Genomic DNA, 12,530 nt, shown 5'->3' with positions numbered 1-12,530 from the left:
GAAAATAAAAAGGGATGAGCTGAGCTCATCCCTTTTTCTATTGTCTTCAAGCACGGCGATTATAGCTTCTTCAAAATTGCGTCTGATGCCTCTTCGATTAAATCAAGCACCAGTTCAAAGCCATCTTCCCCACCATAATATGGGTCCGGGACTTCGTCGTAACCTGACTCAGAATGACTTAAAAATAACGATACTTTGTGTCGATACTTCAACGGACAAATATCCAATAAATCGGCCAAATTTGCTTTATCTGCGGCTAATATAAGGTCAAACTTTTCAAAGTCATCAATGGTGACTTGGCGCGCTTGCATTCCTTTAAAAGAATAACCTCGCTGCTTTCCTGCTGCCATCGCTCTTGAATCCGGTCGGTTTCCTGCGTGGTAGCCAATTGTACCTGCCGAATCAACCTCTACTTCAACGCCTAGCTTTTGAGCTTTCGCTCTTAACACTGCCTCTCCAGTTGGTGACCGACAAATGTTTCCCATACAAACAACAAGTATTTTCTTCATTTTATTCCCTGAATTATCGGTGGTTTTTCTTCACGATATGTTGGTCTATCATAGCGAGATAAATCAATGAACCCAAATTAGCTTGGGCACAGCACGAAAAGGAATTGAGGAAGTATTATGTCTATCGAAGAAAATAAAGAAGCACGCCATAAAGCTCGCCAACAAAAAGTCAAAGAACAGGTAGACGCAAAAATCGCTGCTGCTCAAGAGGAAAAAGGTCTGCTACTGATCATTACCGGAAATGGTAAAGGTAAATCGACATCAGGATTCGGTACGATCGCACGCGCAGTGGGTCATGGTTTGAATTGTGCTGTCGCGCAGTTTATTAAAGGTACTTGGGACAACGGTGAGCGCAACCTACTTGAGAAACTCGGCGTTGAATTCCAAGTAATGGCGACCGGCTTTACATGGGAAACTCAAAACAAAGCCGCTGATACCGAAGCAGCGCAAGGCGTATGGCAAGAATGTAAACGCATGCTGCAAGACGACTCTATCGATGTCATCTTGTTTGACGAGCTAACTTATATGGTGAGCTACGGCTACATCGACTTAGACGAAGTGGTCGAAGCGCTGAGCAACCGACCTAAAATGCAGTCGGTTATTATTACTGGGCGTGGCGCACATCGAACCCTGATTGAAATGGCCGATACCGTTTCTGAAGTGAAAAATGTAAAGCACGCATTTGAATCTGGCGTAAAAGCCCTCAAAGGCGTCGATTGGTAACACTCACAGAGTAATTTAAAAAGGGTTGGCAAAATGCCAACCCTTTTGGTTTTCACGCACGGTTAGTTGAAAAGATTCTTCAATAAACCATCGACCGCATCTTTGGTTTTCTCGTCTTTGATTTTGTCCGTTAGCTTCTCTACGCCACGATCGATTTCTTTCTGAGCTTTCTGCTTCAGAACATCATCGAATACGAGCTTGAATTTAGGATCTGCCCACTTACCAGACACATTGATTGGAATCGTGATGTCTTTCAGCTCATCTATATCTTTACCGCCCTGGCCTTCTAAGCTGCCTACAACTGACGTGCTGATAGTAAAGTCGACTGTTTCATTGATGTAGTTTGCGGTACCTTTACCGCGAACACGTAACAATGGAGACTGAGCTTGCATATTATCCGTTGATACAACACCTTTGTTGAGTTTCAATGTCGCCGTCATCGCACTGAAGTCTGTTTTCTTAGCTTCATTGGTGCCTTCAACTTTTTGCCCTTTAAATTTCGCATAGTTTTCACGAATCAACTGAGCAACGTTGATGCCATTCACCGCACCGTCAGCAAAATTGATAACAACCGTACCAGATAGATTCTTCTTGATACCGGTAGGCGTGAGACTCTTACCTGTAACATTCACATCAATGTTACCTGTCCCTTCAAGTTTGTCGTTTTCAGCAACGTCTATAAGTAGCGGTTGAACTTTCACGCCTTTGATTGACTTTTTAACACTGTAAGTCGCTGGTGATTGGCGTGCATCTAACTTCGCTGTCGCTGAGATTGAGCCTTGGTACAACTTCGAACTAAAAGATGTAAGCTCAAACACGCCACGATTTACAGTGAAGCTCGTTTTTACCGCTTCCATCTTCGCATTTGCCGCTTTGAATTTGTCGATGGTAATGTCACCCTTTACATCTAACGTTTTCAACGCAGACAAATCAGGCTCAACCTCAGGTCCGGCAGGAGCACTCTCGCCACCAGAAGCAGGCTTATTACCTTCGGCAGCTTGCTTATCTAACCCTAAGAACTCATCAAGATCGATATTGGGGCTATGGAGAGCAAAGCGTACTTTAGGAATATCACCGAGTGTCACATCTGCCTTACCATCTAGGGCGATAGCATTCGCTGTTAACTTCTCTAGAACAAAACTCAGATGGTTTTTCGTTAGGTCGAAAGACAGATCAGACACCATGTCGACTTTCATCGGGGACTGAGGTAAGGCATCACCCTCAAAAGTCGATTTAAGAGTTAACTTATCCAACTGTACTTTGCTGATAGCCTTGTCCACGCTAAGTTGACCAGCACCCTGCATATCTAACTTCATACCACCAGCGTCACCCTTAATGGCATAAGTCAGGTTATTTACTTTATCGAATTCAAACGTGTCTAAACCGATCGTTGCCGATTCAATTTTATTGGCAGGGTCAGAGTATGTCGCATCAAAGTTGATGTTCTTTAGCGCGTAGTTTGCCAAACCTTTTTCTAGCTTAAAGTCTGCCTGACCTTTCGCGGTGAACTTTTGGTCGTTCATTTCGCCCTTCACGCCAAAATCAGCCGTTGTCCAGTTGTCAAAAGCGAATTCGGAAAGGTTTAATGAAATATCATAAAGTTTGGTGTAACTACCGGCTTGCTTATCCTGCATTTCTAATGAACCGTTAGAAACCGTAACGCCAGCAAGATTAATACTCCACTCAGAACCAGAAGTTTGCGTTTCACCATTTTGCGTAGGCGCAGCATTGCTCTCTTGTTCTGCTTGTTGTGTTTGGGCTTTCGTCAATGCATCAATATTCTTGCTGCCATCTTTCTTGGTTTCAATGTAGAACTCAGCACCATCAAGCGTGACGTTTCCAATTTCAAGCTGTTGACTAAAAAGTGGCATAACAGAGATGTCTACACCAACGGTATCAACTTTGAATAAATTGGGTTTACTAAAGCCTTGTGGGTTTCGCAATTCTGTATGTCCCAACTCAAAGCCAATCGATGGGAAAAATTGCCAACTGATATCCCCTTCAATCACCAACTCTAATCCCGTTTGCTTTTGTGCTTGCTCAACAATAAGGGGTTTAAACTGATTCGGATTGACGAAGATGGTTAACGCTAAAATTGCGACCAAAATGACCACAATCGGTATTGCTAGAATTAAGAGCAGTTTCTTCATTTGTTTTTCCTTGCTCGAGTGTTTTTACAATTATAAGCGCAGACTCCATTTACCGCTGACAGTTCCACAAAAGCGTGAAAAGTGTCTGGTTTTAACCTGCAACTGACTAATTTAAAAACAAAAAAAGAAGTGGCACTTAAGGTGCCACTTCTTCTCCTAAAAATAAAGCGATATAGCCGTCTATAGGCTTAAGCTTTCAAAAGTCTTGCAATGTGAGCTTTTAATACATCAATTGCGATACGGTTTTTACCACCGCGAGGAACAATAATGTCCGCATATTGCTTAGAAGGTTCGATAAACTGCATGAACATCGGACGTACTGTTTGTTGGTATTGCTTAAGAACAGACTCCATAGTTCGGCCTCGTTCTTCCACATCACGCTTAACACGGCGAAGCAAGCAAATATCTAACGGTGTGTCCATAAATACTGTCGCATGCATCAAATCACGAAGACGAGGGTCTGTAAGAAGAAGGATACCTTCTAGAATGATCACCTTTTTAGGTGTCATTGTGGTGGTGTTAATTGTTCTTGTGTGCTCAGTGTAGCTGTACTCAGGCACTTCTACTGCTTCACCACGTACCAGTTTTTCTAGGTGCTCACACAGTAGGTCGTGGTCCAACGCACTCGGGTGATCGTAGTTCGTCTTTACTCGCTCTTCCATGCTTAGGTGGCTTTGGTCGTTGTAGTAGCAATCTTCCGTGATGACACCGATTTGATGATCGCCTACTTTCGCGCGAAGCTCATTATAAATAGTGCTCGCGATCAGACTTTTTCCAGAAGCAGAAGCGCCAGCAATACCTACGATGACGCATTGATTATTATCAGACATTAGTTTGCACCCGATGATGATTTCTAGTCACATAAAAAGATAAACTGTCTGATTATAGGGAGTTCACCCCATAGTTACTAGTTGGAATTAGGGTTTAGTCATAAGTTTCTGCCTGCTCAGAGGATTAACCTCCGAGCAAACGTTAAAATGTGCAATTATCAACCAACAGGCATAGTAAACTTAGTTCACCATTGTAAAGCTAATCGCATCTGGTTTTGCTTTGCCTTGCCAAAACATCGTGCTACATACGCGATCGGCAAGTTGCTTATAATACCCTGCATGCTCACTTTCTGGGCGTCTTGCTACCGTTGGCACGCCAGCGTCAATATCTTCTCGCATAGAGATATGAAGCGGAATTTGTCCTAACAATGCTAAGCCAAATTCTTGCGACATTTTTTCAGCTCCGCCCATACCAAAAATATGCTCTTTCGCGCCACATTGACTACAAATGTGATAACTCATGTTTTCCACAACACCAATAACCGGGACATGGACTTTGTTAAACATTGCCGCTCCCTTCCTTGCATCGGCAAGGGCTAAATCTTGCGGTGTTGTGACTAGCACGCTACCTGTTACCGGAATTTGTTGTGACAGAGTCAATTGAATATCCCCCGTACCTGGCGGCATATCAATCACCAAATAATCCAAATCTGGCCAATCTGTTTCAGTTAATAACTGCGACAACGCTTTTGAAGCCATTGGACCGCGCCATATCGCCGCTTCTGATTTATCCACCAAATAACCGATAGAATGAGTATAGATGCCGTGAGCAAAAATGGGTTCCATCCACTTGCCATCACGAACTTCTGGTTTAGAATCTTCTTGCCCCAACATCATAGGTACAGACGGACCATAGATATCTGCATCCAACAATCCCACTTTCGCCCCAGATTGAGCAATCGCCAACGCTAAGTTAACTGCGGTAGTAGATTTACCAACGCCACCTTTCGCAGAACTGACGGCAACGATGTTCTTAACACCCTTAACCGAGTTAGCCACTTGAGTTTCTAAAGCTTTAACTCCAAGGCGAATATTAAATGGGAATTCAGCCACTTTACCCGAGGCTTGCTGCTGTTTGATCCAGTCATGCAGTACGGTTTGAAGCTCATTACTTGCGAATGGCAACGTTATATCAATAGAACCCTGTGTCGTAATCGAAATTGCGCCATGAATATCTGCCCAGTTTTCCACCAACTGTGGATGTTGGAATTGGTTAAACCAGTGACAAAAATCTTGTTTTGAAGTGAACTGATGCATAAGCCCTCCTTTTAGATGTCATGCTACCACCGTCCAGGCTCAACCAGAACCCCAAAAAAACTAAGGCATTCCGCAGTTTGACACCTTGGAGTTAGTCAGTTCATGGGGTAGTATTATCCATCAAAATTTATTTATACCTATCAAGAAAAGCGAATATTAAGTATGGCAAACGATCCAAAAAACTTTCCGTCAAGGAAAATGCTGGTAACTTGTGCCCTTCCGTACGCTAACGGTTCGATCCACCTTGGTCATATGCTTGAGCATATCCAAGCGGACATTTGGGTTCGTTACCAACGCCTACGCGGCAACACTGTAAACTTCATCTGTGCTGACGATGCTCACGGCACGCCAATCATGCTTAAAGCGCAACAGATGGGTATTACTCCTGAAGAAATGATTGCCGCAGTTAGCGAAGAGCACCAAAAAGACTTCGCTGGATTTGATATCAGCTTTGATAACTACCACAGCACACACTCAGATGAGAACCGTGAGCTAGCGTCACACATTTATCTTGAGTTGAAGAAAAATGGCTTTATCTCTAGCCGCACTATCTCTCAGCTGTTCGATCCAGAAAAAGAGATGTTCTTACCGGACCGTTTCGTAAAAGGTACCTGTCCAAAATGTAAGTCTGAAGACCAGTACGGTGACAACTGTGACAACTGTGGTGAGACTTACAGCCCAACAGAACTGATCAATCCTAAATCTGCGGTTTCTGGTGCGACGCCAGTAATGAAAGATTCAGAGCACTTCTTCTTCGACCTGCCTCAGTTTGAAAGCATGCTAAAAGAGTGGACTCGCTCTGGCTCGCTACAAGCTGAAACAGCGAACAAAATGCAAGAATGGTTCGAGTCTGGTTTGCAGCAATGGGATATCTCACGTGATGCACCATACTTTGGCTTCGAGATCCCTGGTGAGAAGAACAAATTCTTCTACGTATGGCTAGACGCGCCTATCGGCTACATGGGTTCTTTCAAAAATCTATGTGACAAGCGCGACGACCTAGATTTCGACGAGTATTGGAAAAAAGACAGCTCAGCAGAGCTGTACCACTTCATCGGTAAAGACATCGTTTACTTCCACAGCCTATTTTGGCCAGCAATGCTAGAAGGTTCTGGCTTCCGCAAGCCTAACAACGTATTCGTACACGGTTACGTAACCGTAAACGGCGCGAAAATGTCGAAGTCTAAAGGTACGTTCGTAAAAGCAAGCACTTACCTAGAGCACCTAGACCCTGAGTGTCTACGTTACTACTACGCTGCGAAGCTAAACAGCCGTATCGACGATCTAGATCTTAACCTTGAAGACTTCACTCAGCGCGTAAACGCTGACGTTGTTAACAAGATCGTTAACCTGGCATCTCGTAACGCAGGTTTCATCGCGAAACGTTTTGAAGGCAAACTGTCTGACAACTTTGCAGAGCCTGAACTTTACAACGAATTTGTTGCTGCTGCTGACCGTATCGCTGAGCTTTACGAAACGCGTGAGTTTGGTCGTGCAATCCGTGAAATCACGGCATTGGCAGACAAAGCTAACCAATACGTTGATGAAAAAGCACCGTGGGTTGTAGCAAAAGAAGAAGGCAAAGATCAGGAACTACAAGACATCTGTTCTGTCGGTATCAACCTGTTCCGCGTACTGATGACTTACCTGAAACCAGTAATGCCATCGCTAGCTGCGCGTACTGAAGCGTTCCTAAACCAAGAGCTAACTTGGGAAAACATCGCTGCTCCACTAACAGGCCACGAGATCACTAAGTTCAAAGCACTGTTCAACCGTATCGATCCGAAGAATGTTGAAGCGATGATCGAAGCGTCTAAAGAAGATGCGGCGGCAGAAATGGCGGCGAAAGAGAAAGCTGAAGCGGAAAAGAACAAGGCTAGCCAAACCGAGCTAGACAAAGAACCAATCGCTGAAGAGATTGAGTTCGATGCTTTTGCTGCAGTAGATATGCGTATCGCTCGTATCATCTCTTGTGAAGAAGTACCAAAAGCCAACAAACTGCTTAAGTTCCAATTGGACATCGGTGGTGAAACTCGTCAGGTATTCTCTGGCATCAAGTCAGCTTACAAACCTGAAGAGCTAGAAGGCAAGCTAACGGTAATGGTAGCAAACCTAAAACCTCGTAAGATGAAGTTTGGTATGTCTGAAGGTATGATCCTAGCGGCAGGCCCTGGTGGTAGTGACCTGTGGATCCTTGAGCCACACGAAGGCGCTCAACCTGGCATGCGCGTAATGTAAGTTGTAGCTTTACAATCAAATTTAAAAAGTCCTCGCCAGTTCAGCGGGGACTTTTTTGACTGAATTCACACTTTTGGGGAATTTGTGCACCAAACTTGTACAGCACCTCTCCCATCACAATCCTAAATTACTGTTTTAATAGAATTTAATTAGTGGCATCAAAACTGCAATCTTCCTTGTTAGGTCCAAACACTAACAAGGAGTTGGTTATGTTTGTTTTGATTTCCACACTATTGTCCATCGCTATTTTAGCCGGAATATATCACTTGTCTTCTAAACGAGAGCAGCAACATGCGCGCAAATATCAGCTGTTAACATTGTTGCGGGATGTTGTTCACCTTCTGAGACACCACCGAGCTGCTACTCACTACTCGCTTCAATTCCAACAAAACGATCAACAAAAATTGGACGCTCTTCATGATGCTCTGACTAACAAGCTGCATCTTCTAGTCGAAACATCACGGTTTGAAAACAAACCCATGTATCGCGTATTACAGATTAAAGTAGGGAAACTACTTGAACAATGGAATGACCATAGTGTTGCAAGAAACCAGATGGAGCATGGTAAGTTAATTCGTCATTGCTTGTTTTTGATGGATGAAGTAACCATCGCATGGCTAGCGGTTGAGCAAAGAGATGACTTGCATAATGAGTATCACATGAACTGGCAAAACATTATGGATAGCTTGGAGACCCTGACTCAGTTACGAATCAGCATTCAAGATTTAGGAGAGCAAGGCGGAAATGAACGTTTCAAAAATTATGCATCGGTCATGATGCGTAAGCTAAACCAACTAGCGGTTATCGCTCCACTTAGCATTACCTCTCCTGCTTCCACGCGCTCAATACAGACGCTAAATGAATACGTGACAGAGAGTCATGTCGACTTAACAGAAGCAGAGCTTTATGGCGTCACATCGGACTTGTCATTGACCATCTTCAATACTTACGACCATGTCCTTTCAGATGTCGTAGAGTCATTATATCTACCGTTACCCAGACTCTCGCTAGCAGGATAAACGTTCCATGCCTTATTATTGGTGCTTGGTCCGTCGCCGACTTATAAATAAAAACAAAAAAACCGCAGGCCTAAGGCACTGCGGTTTTCGTTTATCCAACTTGTCAGCGCTTAGCTGTCGTCTTCCGTGAAGTTCGTTGGTAATTGCTTTTTCATTTCGTTCCAGATCAACGCACTTTCCATACCATAATGACGAATCACTACTGGTAGTTGTTCACGCTGGCCACTTTCACAAGTTTCGAGCAATTGATGGTAAAACTTCAGAGCTAGCTCACGAGAAGCTGGATTTGAGAAGTAGTAGCTACCGACACGATCGTAGAGCTTCTTCAAACCATTAAAGATCAAACCGTAAATTTGATTTCCTGAATGGAATGCTAGGCGCTGGAAAAGCATATAATCGTAAAAGTTGAACGTTTTAGCAATCAAGATTTCTTGACGCTTCGCTTCATCTTTCTCGTTATCTTCTTTCACATTCTGCAGAACTTTTTCAGCATACGGCGAAGAAGCGATGAATTCGTCCCAGGAAGCCGCATTCATTAAAGCTTCACAAGATTCGATTACGTTCTTAATTGTACGCTCAGAGCTCTCTTTGTTCGCTTTAAATGCATAGCGCATAAAGATAGGACTGATGTTAGTACGTGCCGCAAGCAGATCTTCTACAATGTTTGTCGCATTATCAACGTCTAGCGTCATTAAAGTATCCAAAATATGCAGACCAGAGGTCTCCATAAATTGGTTAACTTTCGTAGGTTTGCCGTGCTGGATAGTCAGCCATCCATCACGGGCTAGTCGTTGAAGAACCTCTCTTAAAGTCGTTCGAGTAACACCAATCAGTTCGGACAGCTCGCGCTCAGCAGGTAAAATTGAGCCTGGAGGAAAACGGCCGTTCCAAATGCTCTCGATAATATATTTTTCTGCGAATCCCGCAGGGCTTTTCGCCTTTATGACCATTCTACTTTTTATCCAATATTGATTTCTGAGGGTCGATACTACTCATCATACCACTACTTAGCGGTTTGAGAAAATTTACGATCAATAGTGGAAACGACTCCATAACATAGAGTTAATACTCTATATGTTGTGTCAATTTAAGAGGCTCTAACATGCGAGCGAAAGCAGTAAAATATGAATTTTTATTTAATTAAACAGCTCACAAATCTCGGAGAAATAAAGACAACCGTGTCACATTTTTATATTCAAAATATGAAAAATTACTTTGTATATCACGGTTAATATTCTTTCTTAATTTGCCTTTTCTCGTCACTGACCGTCATTTAAAATCCAAGAGGATTTTTTTAAGACTTTCATGGTATAGTAACGCCGTTTTGATCGCGTTATTACATTTAAAAAGTCATTTTAGTCGGTAGCATCACGTTTTGTTATTGACTAATAAATGCCTGAGTGTAGAGTTTGCGGTCGAAAGTGAGCGGTGCTTGAGTTCAGGGGAAGTAACTTGGCAAGACTACAATAAACAAAGGATTGTTGTTTTACTAAGTTATTGTTTTTAAAGACTAGTTAATAAGTCTAACAAACAGATACTTAAGCACTATTGTAGTGTCTATTCATAATTTTGTTATAAAGAGAATTATCATGCCGATATCGCTCGGAAACGCTTTTATCAAGAACTTCCTTGGTAAAGCGCCTGATTGGTACAAAGTTGCCATTATAGCCTTCTTAATAATTAACCCGATTGTATTCTTCCTAATAAACCCATTTGTAGCTGGATGGTTGTTGGTCGCTGAATTTATTTTCACGCTAGCAATGGCATTAAAATGCTACCCATTACAACCTGGCGGTTTACTTGCTATTGAAGCCATTGCTATCGGCATGACTAGCCCTGCGCAAGTTAAGCACGAATTAGTAGCAAATATCGAAGTACTGCTACTTCTGGTATTTATGGTTGCGGGCATCTACTTCATGAAGCAGCTATTGCTGTTCATTTTTACCAAAATTTTACTTGGCATTCGCTCTAAAACCCTACTATCACTCGCGTTCTGCTTTGCTGCGGCATTTTTGTCTGCGTTTTTGGATGCCTTGACGGTTATCGCCGTTGTTATCAGCGTGGCGATCGGCTTTTACTCTATCTATCACAAAGTGGCGTCTGGTAACCCTATCGGTGACCATGACCATACACAAGATGACACGATCACTGAACTAACGCGTGATGACCTAGAAAACTATCGTGCCTTTTTGCGCTCTTTGTTGATGCATGCTGGTGTAGGTACTGCCTTAGGTGGCGTAACCACGATGGTTGGTGAACCTCAAAACTTAATTATTGCAGACCAAGCGGGTTGGTTATTTGGTGAATTCCTAATCCGTATGTCTCCAGTGACACTACCTGTATTTTTCTGTGGTCTCATCACTTGTGCTTTAGTTGAAAAGCTTAAAGTGTTTGGCTACGGCGCGAAGCTTCCTAACAACGTTCGTCAGATCCTCGTCGATTTTGACCGTGAAGAGCGTAAAACGCGAACAAATCAAGATGTCGCAAAACTCTGGGTTCAAGGTCTTATTGCGGTTTGGTTGATCGTTGCACTCGCTTTGCACTTAGCGGCTGTCGGCTTAATTGGCCTTTCTGTGATCATTTTAGCGACCGCATTTACTGGTGTCATTGAAGAGCACTCCATGGGGAAAGCGTTTGAAGAGGCCCTGCCCTTCACTGCACTGCTTGCAGTATTTTTCTCGATCGTTGCTGTAATCATTGACCAAGAACTGTTTAAACCAGTCATCGATGCGGTGCTTGCCGTTGAAGATAAAGGTACTCAGCTAGCTCTGTTCTATGTGGCGAATGGCTTATTATCTATGGTGTCGGATAACGTGTTCGTTGGTACGGTTTACATCAATGAAGTAAAAACTGCACTCATTGAGGGCCTCATTACTCGTGATCAGTTCGACTTACTGGCGGTGGCAATCAATACTGGTACTAACCTGCCTTCTGTTGCAACGCCAAACGGTCAAGCGGCATTCCTATTCTTACTCACATCGGCTCTCGCTCCATTAATTCGTCTGTCTTACGGTCGAATGGTTATCATGGCGCTGCCTTACACCGTCGTTCTTGCGATTGTCGGTCTGATGGGAATCATGTTCTTCCTAGAGCCTGCAACCGCTTCTTTCTACGAAGCTGGTTGGATTTTACCTCATAGTGGTGATCTGACTCCCGTAGTATCCGGTGGTCACTAAAATTTGAGTTGATTAGGAAACTTATCCACGATAAAAAGCTCTGAGTATTCAGAGCTTTTTCTATTTCAGACAGGAACAAAAACGTGACTATTTTAAATTCACTTAACCAGTTTTCAAAGGGACGTTTATCGTGGCTACTGCTTCTGCTATTCGTCGTTTTCTTTGAAGCATGTGCCCTCTATTTTCAGCACGTCATGATGCTTGCACCATGTGTCATGTGTATTTATGAAAGAGTCGCGATGATGGGAGTGGGCGTCGCTGCAATGGTTGGTATATTGGCACCCAAGAACCCAATTTTCCGCTGGCTAGGTTTGATAGGCTGGGGATTAAGTGCTTACAAGGGTTTGTTACTTGCAATGCAGCACGTTGACTACCAGTTTAATCCATCACCATTCGCGACTTGCGATTTATTCGTCACATTCCCTAGCTGGGCTCCGCTCAATCAGTGGGTTCCTTGGATGTTTGAAGCATATGGTGATTGCTCTAAGGTTGTGTGGCAGCTCCTTGATTTATCAATGCCACAATGGTTAGTAGTAATTTTTGCAGGCAATTTAATCGCTTTGGCATTAATTGTAATTGCACAATTCTTCCCTGCAAAACGCGTTAATCCAATTCGTTAATCCTACTG

10 protein-coding genes are annotated in these 12,530 nt (G+C 43.3%); 5 read left to right on the top strand and 5 right to left on the bottom strand.

Features of this window, described 5'->3' with window-relative positions; all coding sequences use genetic code 11:
• Positions 1 to 59: 59 nt before the first annotated feature.
• Positions 60 to 509, bottom strand: a complete 450-nt coding sequence (locus tag KJB35_RS16015; protein WP_025767219.1) for a low molecular weight protein-tyrosine-phosphatase — start codon at positions 507 to 509, stop codon at positions 60 to 62.
• Positions 510 to 626: 117 nt separating this feature from the next.
• Here KJB35_RS16015 and cobO point away from each other — a divergent pair, with 117 nt between their 5' ends.
• A complete protein-coding gene (gene cobO, locus KJB35_RS16010; RefSeq protein WP_005380837.1) occupies positions 627 to 1,232 on the top strand; it encodes a cob(I)yrinic acid a,c-diamide adenosyltransferase in 606 nt (201 codons plus the stop codon).
• A 62-nt stretch (positions 1,233 to 1,294) separates the two neighbouring features.
• Here cobO and KJB35_RS16005 read toward each other — a convergent pair whose 3' ends face one another.
• The 3 genes from KJB35_RS16005 to apbC all read right to left on the bottom strand — a co-directional run bounded on the left by KJB35_RS16005 (position 1,295) and on the right by apbC (position 5,469).
• Positions 1,295 to 3,382: an AsmA family protein gene (locus KJB35_RS16005; protein WP_064368646.1), complete on the bottom strand. Its 2,088-nt coding sequence runs from the start codon at positions 3,380 to 3,382 to the stop codon at positions 1,295 to 1,297.
• 188 nt (positions 3,383 to 3,570) lie between these two features.
• Entirely contained in the window at positions 3,571 to 4,212 is a 642-nt protein-coding gene (udk, locus tag KJB35_RS16000; protein ID WP_005380833.1) for a uridine kinase, read from the bottom strand.
• Positions 4,213 to 4,392: 180 nt separating this feature from the next.
• A complete protein-coding gene (gene apbC, locus KJB35_RS15995) occupies positions 4,393 to 5,469 on the bottom strand; it encodes an iron-sulfur cluster carrier protein ApbC (protein WP_053349618.1) in 1,077 nt (358 codons plus the stop codon).
• Between the two features lie 162 nt (positions 5,470 to 5,631).
• Here apbC and metG point away from each other — a divergent pair, with 162 nt between their 5' ends.
• Together metG and KJB35_RS15985 are read left to right on the top strand one after the other, a co-directional pair.
• Positions 5,632 to 7,707, top strand: coding sequence for a methionine--tRNA ligase (metG, locus tag KJB35_RS15990; protein WP_005387290.1), 2,076 nt, complete (start codon positions 5,632 to 5,634; stop codon positions 7,705 to 7,707).
• 209 nt (positions 7,708 to 7,916) lie between these two features.
• Positions 7,917 to 8,726, top strand: coding sequence for a hypothetical protein (locus tag KJB35_RS15985; RefSeq protein ID WP_064368647.1), 810 nt, complete (start codon positions 7,917 to 7,919; stop codon positions 8,724 to 8,726).
• A 110-nt stretch (positions 8,727 to 8,836) separates the two neighbouring features.
• On the opposite strand, the gene fadR is transcribed toward KJB35_RS15985, so the two are convergent.
• On the bottom strand, positions 8,837 to 9,676 hold the full coding sequence (fadR, locus tag KJB35_RS15980) for a fatty acid metabolism transcriptional regulator FadR (protein WP_005380824.1): 840 nt from the start codon (positions 9,674 to 9,676) through the stop codon (positions 8,837 to 8,839).
• A gap of 639 nt (positions 9,677 to 10,315) precedes the next feature.
• On the opposite strand from fadR, the gene nhaB reads away from it, so the two are divergent.
• Both nhaB and dsbB read left to right on the top strand, forming a co-directional pair.
• On the top strand, positions 10,316 to 11,902 hold the full coding sequence (nhaB, locus tag KJB35_RS15975) for a Na(+)/H(+) antiporter NhaB (protein ID WP_005380822.1): 1,587 nt from the start codon (positions 10,316 to 10,318) through the stop codon (positions 11,900 to 11,902).
• 83 nt (positions 11,903 to 11,985) lie between these two features.
• Complete coding sequence (gene dsbB / locus KJB35_RS15970) at positions 11,986 to 12,522, top strand: disulfide bond formation protein DsbB (RefSeq protein ID WP_031779052.1); 537 nt, start codon at positions 11,986 to 11,988, stop codon at positions 12,520 to 12,522.
• Positions 12,523 to 12,530: the final 8 nt, after the last annotated feature.

The organism is Vibrio sp. D431a (genome assembly GCF_030248655.1).
GTDB lineage: Bacteria > Pseudomonadota > Gammaproteobacteria > Enterobacterales > Vibrionaceae > Vibrio > Vibrio alginolyticus.
This window is presented reverse-complemented; position numbering and strand designations above follow the sequence as displayed.